We start from the raw sequence: 21777 nt of genomic DNA on the forward strand, positions 1-21777 counted from the left end.
CCACATGAAAATATTAGTAGTAGACGACGAAAGAGACGTACAGGTTCTATTTCAACAACGTTTTCGAAAAGAGATCCGGAAGAAGGAACTGGATTTTGCCTTTGCTTTTTCAGGTGAAGAAGCACTTAGCTATTTAGGGGAACACAACCACGAGGCGGTACTGATCCTCTCAGACATCAATATGCCAGGGATGAGTGGCCTGGAGCTGTTAGAACATATAAAGAAGAATTTTCTTAAACCCCCACCGGTGGTCATGATGATCACGGCCTATGGAGACAAGGAAAATTACGAAACTGCCATGAAACTGGGGGCAGATGACTTCCTTACTAAACCAGTTGAATTTGGTATCTTAAAGGAAAAATTAAAAGCAATACTGTAATGGCAAAAATTTTGGTGGTAGATGATGAGACGGATCTGGAGGTCCTGATCAAACAAAAATTTCGCAAACAGATTCGGCAAAACGAATACGAGTTTGTCTTTGCCATCAATGGAATAGACGCCCTGGAGAAATTAAGCACTCATCCCAATATGGATTTGGTGCTGAGCGACATCAACATGCCGGAAATGGACGGCCTTACCTTACTGACCAAGATTCACGAATTAAATCCCCTGTTAAAATCTGTCATTGTATCTGCCTACGGTGATATGGAGAATATTAGAACTGCTATGAATCGTGGGGCTTTCGATTTTATTACCAAACCCATCAATTTTGAGGACCTTACCATTACCATGGAAAAGACCCTGAAACACGTACGCGAACTTCAGGAAACCCTGAAAGCCGTAAGAGAGAACAACATACTTAAAATGTATGTGGATGAAAACGTGCTCAATTTTATGGGGAGCAAGGAATACGAGTCTACCGTTATGGCCAATGAGAATGTGAATGCCACCGTAATGTTTATAGACGTCTGCGGATTTACTTCACTAAGCGAAACTACAAGTCCAGATGTTGTGGTTAGCATGCTTAACTCTTATTTTGATACAATGGTAAAGGAGATCATCGCGCAGGAAGGTTATGTCGACAAATTTATGGGAGATGCAGTGATGGCGGTATTCAGGGGAGACTACCACTTAGACCGGGCACTAGACGCCGCCCTGGCGGTAAGGCAGCAAATTGCCAAACTACCTGAACTCAAGGAAATGGGAGGTTACCGACCCAGTGTATCCATTGGAATAAACAGTGGGGAAATGGTTTCGGGCAACATAGGATCATCCAGTTTAAAACGCCTCGATTTTACCGTAATAGGAGATACCGTAAATACGGCAGCGCGACTGGAGTTTGCCGCCGAAGAGAACCAGATCCTGATCTCTGAAGATTGCTACCAAACGGTTAAAGAGGCTTTCCAGTGTAAAAAGGTAGGGGATATACAACTCAAGAATAAAAAAGAGAAGATTACCGTCTACGAAGTATTAGAATAACCATATTTCCTATTCCTGCCACTAATTTTTATATACTTTCCTTCCATTCCATCCTCATTACGAGAATTTTAGACTAAAATAATAGTCCGCTAGCTACGTTTAGTACTAAGGTCAATCCCGGTCTTATTTTAAGATAAAAAGAGATTCAAATCAAACCTTTTTACAAAAACGCAGTCTGATTTAAAACTACCACATGAAATTCCATACCCTACTTTCCCTAAGCTTCGCCTTTATTCTTTTAAGTTGTAGTTCTTCTGAGGAGGACGAAGTCATCGAAGATACAAGCATTAAATTTGGAAGTCCACAGCGCGTAACCGTTCAGGGCTATGACGACCAGATCATGGAGCCTTTTTTAAGCAGGGATGGCAGTATCCTCTTCTTTAATAATTGGAACAACCCCTCTGTTGACACCAACCTGCATTGGAGTACACGAATCAACAATACCCTTTTTGAATATCAGGGGGAATTACAGGGAGTGGCCACAGAAGACCTGGAAGGTGTACCTACCATGGATCAGAACAACACTTTGTATTATGTGTATACAGGAGACTATTTTCAAACGCTCCAATCTATCTATAAAGGTACTTATGAAGATGGAGTACTTTCAAATATTTCAGTGGTGGAAAACCTATCACTTAATGAACCCGGCTGGTTGAATTTTGATGTGGAAGTTGCCAACGACGGACAAACCCTGTACTTTGTAGACGGACTTTACGATGAGAATGGAGGCCCCAGAGAGGCAAATTTTTCAATTGCAAGAAAGAGCGGAACTGAATTCCAAAGAGACCCTAACAGTGCCACTATCCTGGCGAACATTAACACAGAAGACCTGGAGTATGCTGCGGCAATCTCCAAAAACGAACTGGAACTCAGTTTTACCAGGATCATAGGCGATATTTCTCCCGATTCTGAAGCGAGGATCTACATCGCAACCCGAACATCTACTGATCTTCCTTTTTCAGTACCGCAACTCATCACCGAGATCACCGGATTTGTGGAAGGGCCTACCTTTTCAGCAGATGATAACGGACTTTATTATCACAAAAAAGAAAACGAGGATTTCGTGTTGTACTACATCGAGAAGCAACCTTGATAAGGCATCTCCCTTTCACGATTACGTTTTAGTGCAATAAGATCGGGAAACCGACATGCATGCTTGAGGTAAATGAAATTACCAAAAACTCGTTACCTTCGTAGGAAAGCCTTTTCGTTTTGGAAGCAAACAAAGTAAAAAATGTCTTTATTAAGGGTGCCATCACTCCTGAATTCATAGCGAATTCTATCGCCAAGCACCAGTCGAAAACCGGGATAGGGGCACATGATATCTTTCTGGGACAGGTACGTGCCGATGTGATCGAGGGAAAGGAAGTTAAAGCGATTGACTATTCGGCATACGAATCCATGGCCAACCAGAAATTCCACGAGATACGGGAAGCCACCTTTGCAAAATATGAGCTGAGCTGTATGCATATCTACCACAGCATTGGGAGGGTGGAAACAGGGGAAATATGCCTCTTTGTCTTTGTTTCCGCACCACATCGCAAGATAGTCTTTGATGCTTTGCATTTTGTTGTTGAAGAGATAAAGGCTGAGGTACCGGTCTTTGGTAAAGAAGTTTTTGATGATGAGTCTTATCAATGGAAGGTGAATACATAAGTCATGGTAGACATAACACATAAGAAAAGTACCCTTCGTACGGCTGTAGCTGAAGCAGTAGTTGAAGTGAGCTCCCGGGAAACCATCCAGGCCATCAGGGAGAAAAGAGTACCCAAGGGCGATGTCTTTGCGATGAGTAAGGCAGCCGGCCTATTGGGCGTTAAAAAAACAGCCGATCTATTGCCTGATTGTCATCCCCTGCCCATAGAATTCACAGACATCAGATACGAAATTGAAGACCTCCGGATCAGGATCAGGATTACCGTTAAAACCCATTATAAAACAGGGGTAGAGGTGGAGGCCATGCATGGGGCAAGCATTGTGGCCCTTAATCTTTACGACATGCTCAAGCCCATAGACAAGGGTGTGGAAATTGGAAGAATCCGCCTGATAAAAAAGTCAGGAGGAAAATCAGATATTGACAAAAGTTAGAATTTCAATTACCTGATGGCCCAGATCTCGTACATGGGCTCTCCGCGACTATTGTTCCCGGTATGATGCCAGTCGTCCCCCTTGCGTTCGTAATTAAAATTCAGAGAAGCACCTACCCTGCTATTATCACGGGAGAAATAGGCGATGTTTTCAGTATAGATCCCATCTTCAGAAGTAAATGAGCCACCCCCGGTACCTGAAAAACGCATAGTCTCGGTATGGTAAGCGATCCACTGGAAATGCCCGTCCATAAGGAATTTTAAGGTCTTCCTCGCATTGGATTCCCCTCTTCTTTCCTGCCCGGTATCAGGCCCCCTTGTGGCAAATAGCCAGGCGCCATCCAGGTCTTGATCTTTACGATCCACCGGGAGCAGACTTACGGGTTTACCTTCATTCAGGATGAGCATATCGCCCTTCATGGTATACGAAAATGCGATCTCCTTTATGCCATCCTCTTCAAAAGCTGAATTAAATTCGAGTTGCACCTTTAAGGAATCTCCGTCAACAGTATAAAATCCCCCACGGCTGCGGATGAAATCCGGAGCAGTAGAATATTCCGTATAGATGAAATAGTTGTCATTCATTTTGACCTCGTGGATCAGGTCCGGGTTTTCTGCGTCACTTCCTTTGTAAACCCCAGAGCTTGGTTGCGCCAGGAGAACAGTAGAAAATAAGGCGAGAATGATGAGAAATACATATGAATTTACTGGATACCTCATGACGTTTCAATTTACTTCCTAAGATACAAAGTGATGAGAAATTATTCTTTTTTATTTTCCTATTTAGGGGTATTTTTCAACTGTGAAATTTAATTCTATGTTAGCCTTTAGAAATTTGTCTTAAAAAGACCGAGTTTTATTTATTTTTGATTTCATTTACACCGATAATTAAGCAACAGAGCAGAAGCGAATCAATATCAACAAAGAAGTATCTGAACACTAAATTCTGATAATCCCACATATACTTAATGAACATTAAATATATTGATCTCATCGATCAAAGCTATTATTTTCCTCAGGAGGAGTTTACCCTTGACGAGGATAACTTACTTTTTCATGGGATCCCCCTGAAATCTCTTGTAGAAGAATACGGCAGTCCGTTAAAATTTACTTATCTCCCTAAAATATCCCGGAACATCAACAGGGCAAAGGAGTGGTTTGCAAAAGCTATAGAAAGACATAATTACAAGGGGAAATACATCTATTGCTATTGCACTAAAAGCTCCCATTTTGAATATGTGCTGGATGAAGCTCTTAAAAATGACATTCATATTGAAACTTCTTCTGCCTTTGATATTAACATTGTAGAACAGCTTAAAAAAGAGGGTAAGATCAAGGACACGACTTACGTGCTCTGCAATGGTTTTAAAAGGGACAGGTACATACAGAATATAGCCGACCTTATCAATGAGGGACATCAGAACTGTATTCCAATCATCGATAATTATGAAGAGATCGATCTGCTCACTGAGGCAATAAACGATCCCTTCAGTTTGGGGATCAGGATCGCTTCTGAGGAAGAACCTAAATTTGAATTCTATACCTCAAGGTTGGGAATAGGGTATAGGAATATAGTTCCGTTTTATGAAAACCAGATTCGGGATAATGAGAAAGTGGAACTCAAAATGCTTCATTTTTTCATTAATACCGGGATCAGGGACAATGCCTATTACTGGAATGAATTGACCAAGTGTTTAAAGGTATATGTACGATTAAAGAAAATATGCCCTTCTCTGGACAGCCTCAATATTGGAGGAGGTTTCCCAACGAAGAATTCCCTGGCGTTTGAATACGACTACGAGTATATGGTTGATGAAATCATCAACCAGATAAACATTGCTTGTAAGGAAGCAGACGTGCCTGTGCCCAATGTCTTTACCGAGTTTGGCAGTTTTACGGTTGGGGAAAGCGGGGGAGCGATCTACGAAGTCCTTTATCAAAAACAACAGAACGACCGGGAGAAATGGAACATGATTGATTCCAGCTTTATCACCACCTTACCGGATTCCTGGGCCATAAACAAGCGCTTTATTATGTTGCCGGTAAACCGCTGGCACGATCAATACGAACGGGTTTTACTAGGCGGACTCACCTGTGACAGTGATGATTACTACAACAGTATTCAGGATATGAATGCCATTTACCTCCCCAAGTACAAAAAGACCAGCCACTTTATATCGGATTTTTTAATACCGGAGCCTATCAGGAATCCATAGGAGGTTTTGGAGGGCTGCAACATTGCCTGATTCCCACCCCGAAGCATGTGCTTATCGACAGGGATAAAGATGGGAAGCTGGTGACAAAACTATTTAGCAAACAACAAAAAGCATCGGAAATGCTTAAAATTTTAGGATATGAGAACATCTAAAAATTACGCGGGTATTAACGACGAATACGCACAGTTAGAAAAATCGAAAGTTGTATTGATCCCCGTGCCATATGATGGAACCAGTACCTGGGGAAAAGGTGCAGATAAAGGTCCGGAGGCTTTTCTCGAAGCCTCTGAGAATATGGAATTATACGATATCGAAACAGATACAGAGGTCTACAAGCAGGGCATTCACCTCACAGATCCTCTAACGGAATTCTCCAGCCCAGAGGCTATGGTAAAGAAGGTACACAAAACGACCAAGGAGTATATCAAAAGGAATAAATTCGTTACCCTGGTTGGGGGAGAGCATTCCATCTCCATCGGATCTATCCGGGCCTTCAATGAATGCTTTGACGACCTTACCGTGCTCCATATAGATGCTCATGCAGATTTACGGGAATCATACGAGGGTACGCCATACAATCACGCCTGCGCAGTATATGAAGCCAGTCAGAATACCAACCTGGTACAGGTAGGGATCAGAAGTATGGATAGCATTGAAACAACTATCATGGACGTAGAAAAGACATTTTTTGCACATGAAATGGTCGATGACGATTACTGGATAGACAAGGTCGTAGAATTGTTAGGTGAAAATGTATTTATCACATTTGATCTCGATGCATTGGATCCCTCTATAATGCCTTCAACAGGAACCCCTGAGCCGGGCGGACTGCTATGGTATGAAACTCTCGATCTTCTGAAACAGGTATTTGAGGAAAAGAACGTAGTGGGCTTTGACATAGTGGAATTGTGTCCTAACAGTCAGGACAAATCCTCAGACTTCCTGGCGGCAAAGCTGTACTATAAAATGCTCAGCTTTAAATTTAAGGACGAAGCCGTGGACGATGAATATGACAATACATACGATGTAAACACAGGAAGTGGAAATTCTTCACTTCCAAAATTCAATGATGAAGATGAGTAAAGGACCGATTTCAGATTTTATTTCAAAATACTACCTGCACTTTAATGCCGCAGCAGTTGTTGATGCTGCAAAAGCATATGAGGAGCAGTTAGATGGCGGAGCAAAAATGCTGGTTTCCCTTGCCGGAGCCATGAGTACGGCAGAATTGGGAAAGATCTTTGCCGAGATGATACGGAATAACAAGGTACATATCATCTCCTGCACAGGGGCAAACCTGGAAGAGGACATCATGAATCTTGTGGCTCATTCTCATTACAAAAGAGTTCCCAATTACAGGGATTTAACTCCTCAGCAGGAATGGGATCTTTTGGAGAAAGGCCTTAACAGGGTAACCGATACTTGTATTCCTGAGGAAGAAGCCTTTCGCAGGTTACAAGAACACATCCATAAATTGTGGAAAGAGGCCGAAAAAGAAGGAAAGCGGTATTTGCCACACGAATACATGTATCAGATGCTCCTTTCTGGCGTACTTGAAGAGTATTATGAAATCGACTTAAAAGACTCCTGGATGTATGCGGCGGCAGAGAAAAACCTGCCTATCGTTTGTCCCGGATGGGAAGACAGTACCATGGGAAATATCTTTGCTTCTTATGTGCTCAAAGGAGAACTGAAAGCTTCAACGGTAAAGTCGGGTATTGAATATATGACCTTTCTGGCCGACTGGTATACCGAGAATTCTGCCAAAGGAATCGGATTTTTTCAGATCGGTGGAGGTATAGCTGGGGACTTTCCGATCTGTGTGGTTCCCATGTTGTATCAGGATATGGAGCGTACAGATACTCCCTTTTGGAGCTACTTCTGTCAGATCAGTGACAGCACTACAAGCTACGGAAGTTATTCCGGGGCTGTTCCCAATGAAAAAATCACCTGGGGGAAACTGGGCATAGATACGCCCAAATTTATAATTGAGAGTGACGCAACTATTGTTGCACCGCTTATTTTTGCTTATCTTTTAGACATGTAATTATGGATAATTTAAAAAGAGTCATAGTAGATTTCAAAAAGCTTACTCCGGAGGTTCTAAAGCTATTGGTGGAGAGATACCCGGATGGTTATGACGATGCACATATCATCTCGTTTAGGAATGCCAGCGGTGAGCGGATAGAAGCTGTTGAGGTAACTACTGAAGACACTAAATACCTGGTAAAGATCAGCGCAAAACTGGAGGTCACCATGGCGAATTACGATGAGGATGATTACGAGGATTTTGACGATGATGATCCGGAAGCAATACCAGATATTAAACTAGAGGATGATGACGATCCGGAAGAATAATAGTCTTTAGCTAAATAGGACAGATATATGAAACACAGCGCTTTTCACCTCGCCTTGCCTTGTTACAGCGTTACCAAAACTAAAAAATTCTATACCGAAGTACTCGGTGCCGATTTAGGTCGCCATTCCACGCAATGGGCAGACATTAACCTCTATGGCAACCAGATCACATTTACAAAGTCCGGGGAATTTACATTCAACTACAAGTCCTATAAATTTGGAGACAATATCCTTCCGTCATTTCATTTCGGTGTTATCCTCAATGAGAAAAGCTGGAATGAAGTTTATGGTAAACTTTCGGAGATTGGGGATAAAAACATTGAGCCCGTTACTTTCCTGGTGAGCAAAAAGGGAGAGCATACCTCTTTCTTTGTCGAAGACCCTAATGGTTATGTAGTGGAGTTTAAGTGTTTTAAGGAATCCACTGAAGTTTTCGCTTCTTGAGGCGAGCGAATTTCGTAGATGCCCTTCAGGTTTAAATCAGATTAATCAGAAATAGAAATCAATACCCATGTTAAAAATCATAGGCAGTGAAGAATGGTGTGCCTTCAAAGAACTTGGAATTCCTGCCATTAAAGCCCGAGTAGATTCAGGCGCAAAAACCTCTTCTATTCAAGCTACACACATTTCAGTTTTCCAGAAGAAAAAGGAAGACTGGGTCAAGTTTGAGGTCAACCCCATACAGGACAACAGAAGCATAACCTTGGAGTGTGAAGGAAGACTTGTAGATCGCCGCGTCATTAAAAGTTCCAGTGGAATTTCTGAAGAAAGATATGTGATCAGTACTCCTGTGACATTGGGGGATGACACCTTCGATATTGAACTTACCCTGGCTAACAGGGATACCATGGAATTCAGGATGTTATTGGGCAGGGAAGCTTTAAATGGTCGATTTATGGTAAATCCGGCCAAATCTTATATCCTGAAAACCCTGACGGAAGACAATCTGTCTGCTTCTTATGCGCCTTACCTGAAGGAGAAAACAGGCCTAAAAATAGCATTGCTGGCTAGTAATCCCGACTTGTACAGTAATAAACGCCTGGTGGAAGCGGCGGAAGCCCGTGGACATGAAATTGTTTTTCTCAATGTGGAACTCGCTTATATGAAACTCGATGCCCGTTCGCCTGAGATCCGATACAGGGGAGGAAACATCCTGAAGGAATTCGATGCGGTGATCCCGAGGATCAAACCTTCGGTAACCTTCTACGGTTGTGCTCTTATCAGGCAATTCGACTATTTGGGTGTCTACTGTCAAAACTCTGCCGAAGCGATAAGTCAATCAAGGGATAAATTATTCGCCTCTCAATTATTTGCTAAAAACGACCTTCATATTCCTATTACGGGTTTTGCCAAATCACCCATGGATACCAAAGACCTGATCAAGATGGTAAACGGGGCACCATTGATCATTAAGCTCCTGGAAAGCACACAGGGAAAAGGTGTGGTTCTGGCCGAGACCAGCAAAGCTGCAGAAAGTGTAATCAACGCATTTAAAAGTGTTCAAACCAATATTCTGGTTCAGGAATTTATAAAAGAAGCCAACGGACAGGACATCAGGTGTTTTGTCGTCAATGGAAAAGTGGTCGCTTCTATGCAACGGCAGGCGGAAAAGGGAGAATTCAGAGCCAACATTCACCAGGGTGGCAGGGCATCGAGGATCAAAATCACTGCAGAGGAGCGCAAATTAGCCGTAAAGGCCTCGAAGATCCTGAATCTTTCCGTCGCAGGGGTTGATATTATCAGGTCTAATAAAGGACCGCTTTTGCTCGAAGTAAATTCATCCCCTGGTCTTGAAGGTATTGAGAATGCCACCGGAAAGGACATAGCCAACGCTATGATCGTGGGCATTGAAAAGAAACTCAAATTCCAGAATTAATTATTCAGTGTTTTAAGTTGACGAAGCATTTCGTCGGTGGTGCGTTCCAGGTCGAACTCGGCCTGCCAACCCCAATCGTTGCCTGCCTGAGAATCGTCTATGCTGCTGGGCCATGAATCAGCGATAGCCTGTCTGAAATCAGGTTCATAGGAGATGCTGAATTTGGGTAGCTTTTTTTAATGCTCCTGGCAACTTCTGCAGGGGTAAAACTCATCGCGCCTAGATTGTAAGAGGAACGGATGCTGAGCTGATCTCCTTCGCTCTCCATAAGCTCAATCGCGGCCCTGATGGCATCATCCATAAACATCATGGGCAATGCTGTATCTTCTTTTAAAAAACAATTATACGATCCTTCCTCTAAAGCCTTCAAGTAGATCTCCACGGCATAATCCGTGGTGCCTCCTCCGGGTTGTGTCTTCCAGCTGATTAGCCCGGGATAGCGCACACTGCGAACGTCTACATCGTATTTTGCATTGTAGTAGGAACACCAGCGTTCTCCGGTCTGTTTGCTGATACCATAGACCGTACTGGGTTCCATCAGGGTGTGCTGAGGGGTATTGTTTTTAGGAGTGTTCTTTCCAAAGACCGCAATACTGGAAGGCCAGAAAATCTTATCGATCTTTTTTTCTTTGGCGAGGTTAAGGACATTGAAAAGCGAATTCATATTGAGGTTCCACGCACGTTCCGGGAATTTTTCTGCCGTGGCACTCAGCATAGCAGCCATTAGGTAAACTTCTTCAACTTCATAATGCATTACAATTTCTTCAACGGCATCATAACTGGTGGCGTCCAGAATTTCGAATGGTCCTGTATTCATAAGATTATCCGAGCCTTCCCGGATATCACTCGCAATGACATTTTCATTTCCATATTTCTTGCGCAAAGCGAAGGTAAGTTCTGTTCCGATCTGGCCACAGGCCCCTAAAATGAGTATAGATTTTTGCAAGGAATTATGAATTAATGGAGTTCCTTTCAAAGATAGCTTTTATTAAAATTTGTACATTCGTTCTATGAGAAAAATAATGTCGATCCTTTCTTTGTTCTTGGTTATTCAGGCCTGTCAGGAGTCCGGGAAAGCGGAAGAATCTGCGAAGGAAGAAATTCAATTTTTTTCACTGGATTCCATGCCCAAAAGGACAGCTCTAAACTCAAAGGCTGCAATAATCGTTAGAGATTGGATTGAGTTTAAAGAGCTTGAAACCGGATTTGACGCTTTGTCCACGGTTGATAATGAGGAGGATCTTATCCTTGTACTCGAAGACCTGGTAGAGAAGCAAAAGCGACTGGAAGAAGGCCTTTATCCTCCGGAATTCGATGTCCCTCAGGTAAAAAGCAGGCAGAAGGTTTTGAAAACCTTTATTTTTAAAACCCGGGCCGCAGCTCAATACCGTATTGATGCTACCGCTCCCGCCATTGAAATGCACAATGCGTACAACGCGCTGAGGGCTCAACTCAATGTAATTGTCAACAATACCTTAGACACTGAACTGATCATAGATGAATAAATACTTATTTCTGCTCCTCAGCCTTTTTATAATCGATTCCTCACTAGGCCAGACAACGGACACGCAAAAGATAAATACAATCCTGGATAATTGGCATAAAGCCGCGGCGGAAGCTGATTTTGACAGTTATTTTGAATTGATGTCCAAAGAGGCGGTATTCATTGGCACAGATGCAGCAGAGGTGTGGAATAAATCTGAATTTATGTCCTTTTCCAAGCCTTATTTTGACCAGGGTAAGGCCTGGGATTTTAGTTCTGTAAACCGAAATATCTACATTGGTCCCAAAGGAGACATCGCGTGGTTTGATGAGTTGCTCGACACCTGGATGCAACTTTGCAGAGGCTCCGGTGTTCTTAAAAAAGAGAACGGGCAATGGAAAATAGCTCATTACGTCCTTTCCCTGACCATTCCGAATGATGAGATTGAAGCTGTTATCGATGTGAAAAGAGAAATTGACAGTACATATATTAAAAGCCTGGTCAGACAATAATTCTGAAATTCAACAAACATGAAGCGTTCTTTCCTTATTTTACTATTTTCTTTCCTCTTCCTGACGGGATGCAGAGAAACGCCTGAATCTATATCGGGAACTGATTTTTATAAAACCGAATTATTCAGGGATGTGCAATTACAGGCCATTTATAAGGACTCTAAAACCTTTGTCGATCTAGTGCCGGACCGTTCCTATGGAGAATTGATAAAGTTGTACAAGGATGAGAAGGATGAGCCCAATTTTGATCTGAAGATCTTTGTTGACGCCCATTTTAGTGATCCCTTTGTCTCAGGGCAGGAAATTGTGACCGATACCACCAAAACTATGTATCAGCATATCAGCAGTATGTGGGGAAAACTAACCCGGGGTCCGGACAAGTCGATTGATTACTATTCAAGAATAGCGTTGCCAAACCAGTATGTGGTTCCTGGCGGCCGATTCAGGGAGATTTACTACTGGGACAGCTACTTCACCATAGAAGGCCTCATGGTAGATGGACAGGAAGTATTGGCCAAAAGTATGGTTGACAACTTTACTTTCTTAATCGATTCCCTTGGCTTTATCCCCAATGGCACCAGAAACTATTACCTAACCCGCTCACAACCTCCTTTTTACGCCCTGATGGTTGATGCCGTAACCCGGGATACCAAGGGTTTTTTCTCTGAATATTACCCTTTTATCCTGAAAGAGTACAACTTCTGGATGGAAGGAAGAGAAGAAATACAGGACACGTTCTCGGCTGAGAAATATGTGGTCCAATTAGAAGAAGGAATGTATCTGAACAGGTATTGGGATAGCGGTATTACCCCAAGGCCAGAGGCGTATAAGGAAGATTTTCACCTTGCGAGCGATCTAAATTCGACTTCTGAGAAAGAAAATCTCTATACACAACTGAGATCCGGTGCGGCATCGGGCTGGGATTTTAGCAGTAGATGGTATACCAGGGAAGGAGATTTCGGCTCTACAGAAACGGCCAATTTACTGGCTATAGATCTCAATTGCCTTATGTATTTCATGGAGATGAGTATAGCCAAAGGGTATGCCGGCGATGATGATGGCGAGAATGAATCTCTATTTCTATCAAAGGCAAACGATCGTAAAGCAGCAATACAAGAATTGTTTTGGAACGCTGAAGAAAATTATTTTTACGATTATACATTCACTGAGAAGAGTTTTAGCAGAACCGCAACCCTGGCCGGTGCTTTTCCATTGTTTTTTGAACTGGCCACACCCGAACAGGCCAGGGGTGTCCGGGATAAATTGATGTCTGAATTTCTGAGAGACGGCGGATTGGTGACCACTCTGGAAAATTCAGGACAGCAATGGGATGCTCCCAACGGCTGGGCCCCCTTACAGTACATCTCAGTGCAAGGCCTGCTTAATTACGGCTATGTAGATGAGGCAAAAATGATCATGGAAAGGTGGCTGGCCTTAAATGAGCGCGTTTACAATGACACAGGCAAGATGATGGAAAAATATAATGTTGAGGACATTAGCCTGCCATCGGGGGGAGGCGAGTATGAAACACAGGATGGATTTGGATGGACCAATGGGGTGGCCCTTAGCTTTAAGGCATTACTTGAAGAGATGGAGCCAGGAAAATAAATTTGAAGCATAAAAAAGGAGGTTTAAAACCTCCTTTTTTTTATTTCTTTTCTTCCTCCTCAGTGCCAATCCTGGACTCGAGGGCCTGTTTGCTCAGGCTAGCTAAATTAAAGTTCGGATCAAGGGCGAGGGCCTCATCAATAGTAGCGATGGCCAATTCGATATTTTTTGGATCCATTCTGTATTGTACTAAACCTTTAAGGTGAAGTAAAGCCGCATTTAAGGAAACTTCATAAGGCTGCTGTCTTTCGTAGAAGGCATAGGTCATACCTTCCTGCAGATTGGATAAAGCATATTCGATGTTCGCCATTGCGCCTTCATTATCTCCGGTTTGAATCTTCAGATCAGCCAGTTCATAAGCGAGGTATGCATTAGGTGATCTTTGATTTAAAACCTCAAATTGCTCCAGGGCCCTTTTTGGTTGATTGATGGCTTTAAGACTGATGGCCTTTACCTGTACAGCCAGGTCAGAATCAGCTTCGTTTTTTTCAATCCCAATAGTGTTTAGAGCTTGTATATGCTGATTGTTATTTGCATAAACATAAGCCAGAGTATCTCTTCGTTGTACTGTGGGAGATATTACATGGAGATGTGTCAATGCGTGAATGACGCCATTAACATCTCCCTGAGCTTTCATTTGCTTGTAAAATGCCTCGTAGTGGCTTTTTAAATCGGTGGTATTCTGCCCAAAGGAATAAGAGACCGAAATCAACAAAAGGATAAGTATACGTGTTCTCATGATCTTTATTTTAGTGCGGCAAAATTAATATTTATTTTCGGCTTCCCCTATGAAATCAGGGGAAATGATAGTCTTAGTGAGAGCTGAAGAATCTGTGGGGAAGTGATCTAGTTCTGAAGATCTGAGCCATCTATTGGTTTTTTAAATTGAAAACCTAATGATTCCAGCGTTTTGGCTTTAACCACTTTCCCCGATTTACCTGCATATCCTTTGGTATAAGAGGGCAGGGCGAGTCCACGTTTTCTGGCTTCCTGTACGTAATAGTCGCTTTTTACGGGATGAAGAGGGTAAACCCCGTTGATAAGTTTGCCCCACCAGTCCTCCATAATAATTGAGAGTATTATGTCAAGACAGTCTTCGAGATGGATCAGGTTGATGGTTTCATCGCCATTGGACAGATTTTGTTGACCGGAGAGATAGGTCACAGGATGCCGATCGGGCCCTATCAATCCTCCAAAGCGGACAATGGTGCTGCTGATGGAAGCGTCTTCCGCAAAGAGTTTTTCTGCCTTAAAGACAGCCTTAGCAGATGTTGTAACCGGTTTGGGTTTCGATTTTTCCGTGACTTCCCCCTGCAAATCTCCGTAAACGGATGTACTACTTACAAAAATGACCTTTTCTACGTGCATGATCTTACAGGCCTCGTGTAATTGTTCTATTTTATTAAAGTAATCAGAGGTGTCCGACTTCCTTTTCGGGGGGATGTTGACGATGAGGATATCGACCTCTTTAAGAAAATCGATAAGATCACCTCTGGCCCCGTCCTTAAATAGTTCAACGTAGAAAGGCACGATCCCTTCTTGTTTTAAAATTTCCAGATTAGCTCTGGTGGTGGTTGAACCCAAAACGGTATATTCCTGCGAGATCAATTTTTTTGCGAGGGCAAAACCCAGCCAACCACATCCCAGTATGCCGATTTTAGAACTCAATGACGAATTGTTTTTTTGATAATTACGGCATCATTCAAAACAAAAGGCATGGGAATATTATCCTCAGGCCTTGGGGGTATTCCCATTAAAGGATGTTCTATGAGATCATTGGAAGCTTCATACAGGGTCAGATTTAACTCGGCCTTCGCAGGGATGCTCAACTTTAGCATTGTTGAGTCATTATCACTGATATAATGCGTCAGTAAACGTCCGCTTTTTCGCTGCTTTAAATAGAATTCGGAGAGCTCAATTCCATTGACACTGGCTTCATTTACAGGTGTAGCGTCTGTGTATATGTCCAATCTGTTTACTGAACGTTGAGGAAAAATTCCTATTTCAAGAATACGCATCTTTTTTAAGGTAGTGTCACTTTCAATGGTGACGACCGGGCCTTCGATAGATTTCAGTGGAGCCGGAGAAGAATACGTAATTCGAGATCCGTATTTGCTGCTGATGATGTTCTCCATTTTGTCCGGGGTCATTTTTTCAGTTCCCAGCGTGGCTGAAGTCCAGTCTGAAAGTACGTGTTCATAGGTCGCCCACCGGGCTTTTTTTTCGTCGGTATCGAGAATATAAACCAAACTGCTTGGCTTGGCCTTGTCAGGAGTAAAATTCGATTGGAAATGAGAAATCACTAAGGCGATGAGGCAACTTAATAAGCAAAGTGTTCCTAACATCTTTTTCTTAGTGTAACGAGCCGTAAGCGGCAATAACAACCAGAACAGGAGCGTGGTAAACACTGTTGCTGTTACCAGCATTTTCAAGCCTAATGCCACGGGGAACATCGAAATAAACGGAGCGTATATAAAGATGGCCGGAAGGGCCAAAAACCACATTAGTAAAGGATCCGGTTCTTTTTGATAGAGCATTACCATTAAAGAGGCGAGAAGGGCATAGAGAGGAATGACAAAATAACCTGCCCCGGGTAGATATTGAGCTACTCCCCAACATATTGCAAGCCATAACAGGGCAGGGGCAATCAGTAAATCGGGAAGATTTACCGTTTTCATGCTGCGATATAACCAGAAACAAATAGCCAAAGAGAGGAATACCATTACAAGGATGTAGGTGTGCCCGTTATAGGGAAAGCCGTGCAATATGTCATTGTATTCAGGATAGATAGTGGTGATCGCTTTCCACGCGTAGTATCCTATTCCCCCGTTGATCAAAAGTGTAGCCAGAACCGGAATAAATCCTTTGGCTATCCCTTTAAAGCTGAGGGCTCTATTTTTAAGGCCGAATAGCAATAAAACAATGAACATCACAACAGCCACCCACCACATCGGCCAGATCCAATCAAATGGGTAAGTAACCAGGTTGAATACCGGAATATTAAAATAGACCTGATCATTGAGGCTTTTTAACTGTCCAAGATCAGATTCACTAAAGTGAAGAAGAAGGGGCATGAGATAGCTGCCCTGATGAGTTAGTGAGTTCTTGTCCAGACGTTCAAAGGAATCACGTACCGTGTGGTAATCAAAATGGTCGTCAATAAAGGCAAAATTAAAGCCTTCAATATCCCGGTCTTCCCGGAATACGGTAAGGTCAGTATCGTTGGGCAACAATTTATAAATACTGTAGGCCAGAGAATTGGTCACGGGAAATGCTGGATTTGCTTTTACAAATTCCTTTAGCAACTTTTCGTTACCCCGGTTGGTTTCCATAAACATATAACCAGGTCCGCCACTCCCCCTGGCTTCAAAATTCAGGACCAGCCCTACATCAGAAGTCCAAGGATGCTTATTGGCAAATAAGTCTGCCCCATTCAGTCCCAGCTCTTCGGCATCAGTGATCACAATAATTACATCGTTAGTCGGTGTTTTTTGCTGTTCGAGAAAGGCGCGTATTCCCTCTAATATAGTGGCAACTCCGCTTCCGGCGTCGCTAGCCCCAAGAGAGGAGTGAGGATTGCTGTCATAGTGAGTTAGAAGCAGAAGGGCTTTGCCATCACCACTACCTTCAATTCGGGTTACAATATTGACTGCTTTACTGTAGTTGGCCCAATCCCCGGCCGTATATCCTTCTTGTAAGCTTACTTCAAGGCCCATACTTTCCAATTGGCTTACAATGTAATCCCTTACCTCCTTATGGGCAGGGAAACCCACAGCATGGGGTTTTCTCGAAATCTCTTTAACATGCTCCAGGGCACGGGAGGTGGAAAAGCCGTATAAATCCTCTACACTTGTATTGGAATCGGAGGGCATCAGCGTTCTGAAACTCCAAAATACAGCCAGGATGAGCAAGGGAAGGGTAATCCAAAGCCTGAATTTATTCATGGGATAATATTCTTCTTTAAAAATAAAGAATTATCAGTGGTCTCTGTCGTTTGTCGACTAATTTTAGAAAATAAGCACAAATTTCCTATATTTAAGGCTAACCAATTTAAAACGATCTGGTATGGGTATTAAAAGTTTTATGGGCCGCAGAGCCAAAGATGTGTCCAAAAAAGAGTACAATGCCCCTATTTTGGTGGAAGACTACATGACCAGGAAGCTGATCACTTTTAGCCCCGATCAGTCCATTCTGGAAGTTATGGAATCATTTGCCAAGAATAGAATTTCCGGAGGTCCTGTTCTTGATGACAATGGATTTTTGGTGGGGATCATTTCAGAGGCAGACTGTATGAAAGAGATATCAGAAAGCCGGTATTTTAACCAACCTATTCTCGATAAGAGCCTCGAACGCTTTATGACCAAAAAGGTACAAACCATTCCTCATGATATGAGCATATTTGATGCGGCAGGGGAATTTCATAAAAATAACCGAAGAAGGTTACCGGTCATGAAAGACGGAATCATAGTAGGTCAGATTAGTCGGAAAGATATCGTGATTGCGGCATTGAAGCTTACCAGCCACAATTATCAATAGAATAAAAATTTAGATTTATAAATAGCCTTATGACCATGGTCATAAGGCTATTCTCTTTTTACGATCATATAGTAATCGTTCTCCAGGGGAAGATATCCCAGATCATATACAAAATAGTAGGTTGTACCTTTCTTTGTGGTATAGAGATTCGTGATATATTCAAAGTCGAACCCCTTATCTAATAGTCGGGTTTTTGTTGTCCTTGTCTTCCCATCTTTTAATGGAAAGCTCTCCAGGACGCGATAATTTTTGCGCAGTCTGTTGTTGATATTGCGAACAAGGTTCTTACTATCCTTATTGAGTTTGTTGTTGTAGGCATTTCGGCAATAATCGGAACAGAATTTCTTATCTACCCTCCCTCTGATGGGTTCACCGCATTCCAAACATTGCCTCTCCATAAATTGCTAATCTGAGGTTAATTTCCTTAAAGATCGCATATTTCACGGTAGTTGGCAAGCAGGGAAGTCCTTATTCCCTTTCCGTGATCAGTGCAGGTAATTCCAGACTCTCATAGATAGTATTAAAAAGCAACATTTCAGTCCTGACTATAAGATCCCATTCCATTTCAAAGCGTACCCACTGTTTTTGAAGGTCCTGAAATCGCTCTTTGGCACCCTCAGTTACCTTCGGTTCTGCAGCATCCACATAGTCTTTGAGATTCATTAATTCGGCATTCAATTTATTGTTGTAATTAATGACGTCCTGAAACGTTTTCTGCCTGGGCTGTATTAGGTTTTTCTCCCATTTGTCTATTCTGGCAATCAGGCTGTCACCTGTAGCGAGCAGATCCTTCGCTTTGCCTTTGCCCGAAAGTCTCTTTTTATAGGCCTTGACCTGATCCCTCACAGATCGCATCTCATTTACCGCTCGATGAATGCTGGTGATCATGGACTCGATATTGGTGAGCATTTGTTGTTGTTCTTGGTAATCTGCAGCGCTGAAGTCCACATTTGGATTGGGCATGACCGTAACACTGGTTTCAGACACTTCGTCACCGAGTGAAAACCTTAATTGGTAAACTCCCGGACCTACCCTTGAGCCGGCGTAATTGCCATAGACAAAAACTTTGTCCACTGCCGGGAGGGGATCTTTTCTGAAATCCCAGGTAAATCGGTTATAGCCTTTTTTGGCAGGAAGAACCTCCGGTTTAGAAGGACCACCGGGCCAGCTTTTAAAATCTTTGTCCTCCTTACTCGAATACAAGCGGATAGTTTCTCTATTTTTCATCACTTCGAGGGTCAAAGGGACGCTATCGGCCTTATTATTGAGGAAATAATCAATGGTTACTCCTTGTTTTGGATTTTGGCCCAGCCCGGGAATAGGCCTATCTGTACTTCCCCCAAAAAGTAAATAGGTGTCCTTAGGTTTTATTACCTGCAGTGAGGCGGCACTCACGGGGGCAACCTGAATGCTGCCCACATCGTCTAGGATCCAGAATGAACGCCCTGCGGTGGCCACCACAAGGTCATTGTCCTGAATGACCATATCATTGATGGGCACTACCGGTAAGTTGAGCTGAAAAGCCTGCCAATTTAAACCTCCATTAAAGGAAATGTACATCCCAGTTTCAGTGCCTGCATATAATAATCCAGGTCTTTTTGTATCCTCGCGAACCACCCTGACAAATGTATGTGGGTCAGAAATCCCTTCTACAATCTTTGTCCAGGTTTCACCGTAATCTGTAGTTTTAAAAATATACGGTTTCAGGTCCATCGTTTTGTATTTCATCACAACGGCAAAGGCTGTTGCAGGATCGTGAGGAGAGACCTCAATACTGTTTACTATGCCATCATTCAACTCTTTGGGTGTTGCATTCCGCCAGGTATTTCCGCCATCACGCGTTAGGTGAATAAGGCCGTCATCTGATCCGGCCCAAAGCACGCCTTCCTCATGTGGTGATTCCACCAGGGTCATAAGCGTATTGTAATTTTCACCTCCTGCTGCTTCATTCGTATACGGGCCGCCTCCGGGGCCTTGTTTGCTTTTCTCATTTTTTGTGAGGTCCGGACTTACCACGGTCCAGCTCTGTCCTTCATCAGTTGATTTAAATACGACATTCCCGGCATGGTAGATGGTATTCCTGTCATGAGGCGAACTGATGATAGGGGCATTCCAATTGTATCGATATTTAAAGTCGGCCGGAACATTTCCCAGGGCCAGTTCCGGATATTCTTTGATCGCCTTCCCTTCACGTGAAGCCTTTACCCATTTTTCAATAATCCCCTGATAGCAACCGCCGTAGATCACATCGGGCTGATCAGGATCAAAGGCGAGAAATGCGCTTTCACATCCAGCCACAGAATACCAGTCTTTCCAGTCGATTCCCCCGTCTCCTGTTCTGCTGGCAATAGAAATTGCTGAATTGTCTTGTTGTCCACCATATACGCGATATGGGACCTGATTATCTGTAATTACCCTATAGAACTGTGCCGTAGGCTGTATGGCCTGCGAGCTCCAGCTTTTCCCACCGTTGTTGGATATATTGGCACCGCCATCGTTAGAATTGATCATTTTGCGATTGTCCTGAGGATGAATCCACAAATGGTGATTATCACCGTGAGGGGTGGGAAGATTGGCAAAGGTTTTACCCCCATCTATCGATTTCATGACCGGAGCATTCATTACGTAGACTACATTTTCATTCTGAGGGTCCGCAAGGATCTCCATATAATACCAGGATCTGGCAATATTTACCCTGTCGCTGTTAATTTGCCTCCATTTCTTCCCGGCATCATCGGAACGATAAACACCCCCTTTGTCCCCTTCGGCTTCAATAACCGCAAAGACCCTTTCCGGATTTGCCCTGGAGACTGAAATGCCTGCTTTTCCAAACTCTTTTGGCAGTCCGGTTTTCATCTTATTCCATGTAAGACCTCCGTCAGTGGATTTAAATAGTCCTGACATGGCTCCACCGGATTCCATCGTCCATGGATAGCGTCGATGTTGCCACATGGCCGCATAAAGAATCAGGGGATTATTCATATCCATTGAGAGGGAGGAGGCTCCTGTAGTAGCATCGAGATAGAGTACTTTTTCCCAGCTTGTTCCCCCGTCTGAAGATTTGTAGATCCCTCGATCTTCTGAGGGGCCGTACTGAGCTCCCTGTGCCGCAACAAAGATGATGTCAGGGTTGGTGGGATGGATAACAACGTCCGAAATATGCCGCGTAAAGTCGAGCCCTTTGTGCTTCCAGGTTTTTCCTGCATCTGTGGAAAAGTAAATACCGTTACCCATAGATGTCATCACTCCTCTGGCGGCATGTTCCCCCATTCCTGCTATTACCAGATTGGGATTGCTTTCAGATACAGCAATCGCTCCCACGGTACCTGTTTTAAAGAAGCCATCTGAGACGTTAGACCAGCTAATTCCGTCATCTGTCGTTTTCCATACCCCACCTCCTGTGCTTCCCATATAATAGGTCATAGGTTGGCCAACAACCCCGGAAGAGGCAACACTACGTCCTCCCCGGAAGGGTCCGATATTTCGCCATTTTAATCCGTGAAAAAGGGAATCTTCTACGGATGGTGGTGGCGGTGTATTGCGCGATTTTCTCCTTTGTGCTTCAAGGGAGATAGGAAGGATCAACAAGGCCAGGAGTAAGATATTTGTGAATTTCATAATGATGGGTTGAATGGGTTAGCTGATTTGATCAGGAATCAGATGTAATTATTTCTCGTGTTTT

Annotated in this window: 20 protein-coding genes and 2 pseudogenes; 15 read left to right on the forward strand and 7 right to left on the reverse strand. The window is 43.2% G+C overall.

Going from position 1 to position 21777, the window contains the following annotated elements; all coding sequences use genetic code 11:
- The first annotated feature begins 4 nt into the window (after positions 1 to 4).
- From EQY75_RS00300 to moaC, 5 genes are all read left to right on the forward strand, one after another.
- On the forward strand, positions 5 to 379 hold the full coding sequence (locus tag EQY75_RS00300; protein ID WP_129601827.1) for a response regulator: 375 nt from the start codon (positions 5 to 7) through the stop codon (positions 377 to 379).
- Positions 379 to 1419 carry an adenylate/guanylate cyclase domain-containing protein gene (locus tag EQY75_RS00305; RefSeq protein ID WP_129601829.1) on the forward strand — a complete coding sequence of 347 codons (1041 nt, stop codon included), beginning with the start codon at positions 379 to 381 and terminating at the stop codon, positions 1417 to 1419. Before EQY75_RS00300 ends, EQY75_RS00305 begins: the two co-directional genes overlap by 1 nt.
- 193 nt (positions 1420 to 1612) lie before the next feature.
- Complete coding sequence (locus EQY75_RS00310) at positions 1613 to 2512, forward strand: hypothetical protein (RefSeq protein WP_129601831.1); 900 nt, start codon at positions 1613 to 1615, stop codon at positions 2510 to 2512.
- 119 nt (positions 2513 to 2631) lie between these two features.
- On the forward strand, positions 2632 to 3075 hold the full coding sequence (locus tag EQY75_RS00315) for a molybdenum cofactor biosynthesis protein MoaE (RefSeq protein ID WP_129601832.1): 444 nt from the start codon (positions 2632 to 2634) through the stop codon (positions 3073 to 3075).
- A 3-nt stretch (positions 3076 to 3078) separates the two neighbouring features.
- Positions 3079 to 3507, forward strand: a complete 429-nt coding sequence (moaC, locus tag EQY75_RS00320) for a cyclic pyranopterin monophosphate synthase MoaC (RefSeq protein WP_129601834.1) — start codon at positions 3079 to 3081, stop codon at positions 3505 to 3507.
- A gap of 8 nt (positions 3508 to 3515) precedes the next feature.
- Here moaC and EQY75_RS00325 read toward each other — a convergent pair whose 3' ends face one another.
- Positions 3516 to 4226: a hypothetical protein gene (locus EQY75_RS00325; RefSeq protein ID WP_129601836.1), complete on the reverse strand. Its 711-nt coding sequence runs from the start codon at positions 4224 to 4226 to the stop codon at positions 3516 to 3518.
- Positions 4227 to 4474: 248 nt separating this feature from the next.
- Between EQY75_RS00325 and EQY75_RS00330 the strand changes: the two are divergent.
- The 6 genes and pseudogenes from EQY75_RS00330 to rimK all read left to right on the forward strand — a co-directional run bounded on the left by EQY75_RS00330 (position 4475) and on the right by rimK (position 9956).
- Positions 4475 to 5874, forward strand: a pseudogene (locus EQY75_RS00330) (type III PLP-dependent enzyme domain-containing protein).
- A complete protein-coding gene (gene speB / locus EQY75_RS00335) occupies positions 5861 to 6805 on the forward strand; it encodes an agmatinase (protein ID WP_129601839.1) in 945 nt (314 codons plus the stop codon). Before EQY75_RS00330 ends, speB begins: the two are co-directional and overlap by 14 nt.
- Entirely contained in the window at positions 6798 to 7769 is a 972-nt protein-coding gene (locus tag EQY75_RS00340) for a deoxyhypusine synthase family protein (protein ID WP_129601841.1), read from the forward strand. The genes speB and EQY75_RS00340 overlap by 8 nt, the downstream gene beginning before the upstream one ends.
- A gap of 2 nt (positions 7770 to 7771) precedes the next feature.
- Positions 7772 to 8080, forward strand: coding sequence for a hypothetical protein (locus EQY75_RS00345; RefSeq protein WP_129601843.1), 309 nt, complete (start codon positions 7772 to 7774; stop codon positions 8078 to 8080).
- 27 nt (positions 8081 to 8107) lie between these two features.
- Positions 8108 to 8524 carry a VOC family protein gene (locus EQY75_RS00350; RefSeq protein WP_129601845.1) on the forward strand — a complete coding sequence of 139 codons (417 nt, stop codon included), beginning with the start codon at positions 8108 to 8110 and terminating at the stop codon, positions 8522 to 8524.
- A 67-nt stretch (positions 8525 to 8591) separates the two neighbouring features.
- Positions 8592 to 9956, forward strand: coding sequence for a 30S ribosomal protein S6--L-glutamate ligase (gene rimK / locus EQY75_RS00355; protein WP_129601848.1), 1365 nt, complete (start codon positions 8592 to 8594; stop codon positions 9954 to 9956).
- Here the strand turns inward: rimK and EQY75_RS00360 are convergent.
- Positions 9953 to 10902, reverse strand: a pseudogene (locus EQY75_RS00360) (NAD-dependent epimerase/dehydratase family protein). The gene rimK and the pseudogene EQY75_RS00360 overlap by 4 nt on opposite strands.
- Positions 10903 to 10966: 64 nt before the next feature.
- Here EQY75_RS00360 and EQY75_RS00365 point away from each other — a divergent pair.
- The 3 genes from EQY75_RS00365 to EQY75_RS00375 are packed head-to-tail and all read left to right on the forward strand — an operon-like array spanning position 10967 to position 13559.
- A complete protein-coding gene (locus EQY75_RS00365; protein WP_129601850.1) occupies positions 10967 to 11461 on the forward strand; it encodes a hypothetical protein in 495 nt (164 codons plus the stop codon).
- Positions 11454 to 11951 (forward strand): nuclear transport factor 2 family protein, encoded by a 498-nt coding sequence (locus EQY75_RS00370; protein WP_129601852.1) that lies wholly within the window; start codon positions 11454 to 11456, stop codon positions 11949 to 11951. Before EQY75_RS00365 ends, EQY75_RS00370 begins: the two co-directional genes overlap by 8 nt.
- A gap of 18 nt (positions 11952 to 11969) precedes the next feature.
- Complete coding sequence (locus tag EQY75_RS00375) at positions 11970 to 13559, forward strand: trehalase family glycosidase (protein ID WP_129601854.1); 1590 nt, start codon at positions 11970 to 11972, stop codon at positions 13557 to 13559.
- 40 nt (positions 13560 to 13599) lie between these two features.
- Here EQY75_RS00375 and EQY75_RS00380 read toward each other — a convergent pair whose 3' ends face one another.
- The 3 genes from EQY75_RS00380 to EQY75_RS00390 all read right to left on the reverse strand — a co-directional run bounded on the left by EQY75_RS00380 (position 13600) and on the right by EQY75_RS00390 (position 17503).
- Positions 13600 to 14298, reverse strand: a complete 699-nt coding sequence (locus EQY75_RS00380; RefSeq protein WP_129601856.1) for a tetratricopeptide repeat protein — start codon at positions 14296 to 14298, stop codon at positions 13600 to 13602.
- A gap of 107 nt (positions 14299 to 14405) precedes the next feature.
- Positions 14406 to 15227 carry an NAD-dependent epimerase/dehydratase family protein gene (locus EQY75_RS00385; RefSeq protein ID WP_129601858.1) on the reverse strand — a complete coding sequence of 274 codons (822 nt, stop codon included), beginning with the start codon at positions 15225 to 15227 and terminating at the stop codon, positions 14406 to 14408.
- On the reverse strand, positions 15224 to 17503 hold the full coding sequence (locus tag EQY75_RS00390; RefSeq protein WP_129601860.1) for a M28 family peptidase: 2280 nt from the start codon (positions 17501 to 17503) through the stop codon (positions 15224 to 15226). The genes EQY75_RS00385 and EQY75_RS00390 overlap by 4 nt, the downstream gene beginning before the upstream one ends.
- 121 nt (positions 17504 to 17624) lie before the next feature.
- Here EQY75_RS00390 and EQY75_RS00395 point away from each other — a divergent pair, with 121 nt between their 5' ends.
- The gene (locus tag EQY75_RS00395) at positions 17625 to 18095 is read left to right on the forward strand and encodes a CBS domain-containing protein (RefSeq protein WP_129601862.1); all 471 of its coding nucleotides are present in this window, start codon (positions 17625 to 17627) and stop codon (positions 18093 to 18095) included.
- 47 nt (positions 18096 to 18142) lie between these two features.
- On the opposite strand, the gene EQY75_RS00400 is transcribed toward EQY75_RS00395, so the two are convergent.
- Complete coding sequence (locus tag EQY75_RS00400; protein WP_129601865.1) at positions 18143 to 18493, reverse strand: DUF2116 family Zn-ribbon domain-containing protein; 351 nt, start codon at positions 18491 to 18493, stop codon at positions 18143 to 18145.
- A gap of 70 nt (positions 18494 to 18563) precedes the next feature.
- A complete protein-coding gene (locus EQY75_RS00405) occupies positions 18564 to 21713 on the reverse strand; it encodes a VPS10 domain-containing protein (protein WP_129601866.1) in 3150 nt (1049 codons plus the stop codon).
- Between the last annotated feature and the right edge of the window lie 64 nt (positions 21714 to 21777).

Origin of the sequence: Muriicola soli, assembly GCF_004139715.1 — a bacterium.
Classification (GTDB): Bacteria; Bacteroidota; Bacteroidia; order Flavobacteriales; family Flavobacteriaceae; genus Muriicola; species Muriicola soli.

Excerpts from the sequence above, each read along its gene's own strand:
- EQY75_RS00300 (WP_129601827.1), top strand. The coding sequence starts at position 5 with ATGAAAATATTAGTAGTAGACGACGAAAGAGACGTACAGGTTCTATTT.
- EQY75_RS00305 (WP_129601829.1), top strand. The coding sequence starts at position 379 with ATGGCAAAAATTTTGGTGGTAGATGATGAGACGGATCTGGAGGTCCTG.
- EQY75_RS00310 (WP_129601831.1), top strand. The coding sequence starts at position 1,613 with ATGAAATTCCATACCCTACTTTCCCTAAGCTTCGCCTTTATTCTTTTA.
- moaC (WP_129601834.1), top strand. The coding sequence starts at position 3,079 with ATGGTAGACATAACACATAAGAAAAGTACCCTTCGTACGGCTGTAGCT.
- EQY75_RS00325 (WP_129601836.1), bottom strand. The coding sequence starts at position 4,226 with ATGAGGTATCCAGTAAATTCATATGTATTTCTCATCATTCTCGCCTTA.
- speB (WP_129601839.1), top strand. The coding sequence starts at position 5,861 with ATGAGAACATCTAAAAATTACGCGGGTATTAACGACGAATACGCACAG.
- EQY75_RS00340 (WP_129601841.1), top strand. The coding sequence starts at position 6,798 with ATGAGTAAAGGACCGATTTCAGATTTTATTTCAAAATACTACCTGCAC.
- EQY75_RS00345 (WP_129601843.1), top strand. The coding sequence starts at position 7,772 with ATGGATAATTTAAAAAGAGTCATAGTAGATTTCAAAAAGCTTACTCCG.
- EQY75_RS00350 (WP_129601845.1), top strand. The coding sequence starts at position 8,108 with ATGAAACACAGCGCTTTTCACCTCGCCTTGCCTTGTTACAGCGTTACC.
- rimK (WP_129601848.1), top strand. The coding sequence starts at position 8,592 with ATGTTAAAAATCATAGGCAGTGAAGAATGGTGTGCCTTCAAAGAACTT.
- EQY75_RS00365 (WP_129601850.1), top strand. The coding sequence starts at position 10,967 with ATGAGAAAAATAATGTCGATCCTTTCTTTGTTCTTGGTTATTCAGGCC.
- EQY75_RS00370 (WP_129601852.1), top strand. The coding sequence starts at position 11,454 with ATGAATAAATACTTATTTCTGCTCCTCAGCCTTTTTATAATCGATTCC.
- EQY75_RS00375 (WP_129601854.1), top strand. The coding sequence starts at position 11,970 with ATGAAGCGTTCTTTCCTTATTTTACTATTTTCTTTCCTCTTCCTGACG.
- EQY75_RS00380 (WP_129601856.1), bottom strand. The coding sequence starts at position 14,298 with ATGAGAACACGTATACTTATCCTTTTGTTGATTTCGGTCTCTTATTCC.
- EQY75_RS00390 (WP_129601860.1), bottom strand. The coding sequence starts at position 17,503 with ATGAATAAATTCAGGCTTTGGATTACCCTTCCCTTGCTCATCCTGGCT.
- EQY75_RS00395 (WP_129601862.1), top strand. The coding sequence starts at position 17,625 with ATGGGTATTAAAAGTTTTATGGGCCGCAGAGCCAAAGATGTGTCCAAA.
- EQY75_RS00400 (WP_129601865.1), bottom strand. The coding sequence starts at position 18,493 with ATGGAGAGGCAATGTTTGGAATGCGGTGAACCCATCAGAGGGAGGGTA.
- EQY75_RS00405 (WP_129601866.1), bottom strand. The coding sequence starts at position 21,713 with ATGAAATTCACAAATATCTTACTCCTGGCCTTGTTGATCCTTCCTATC.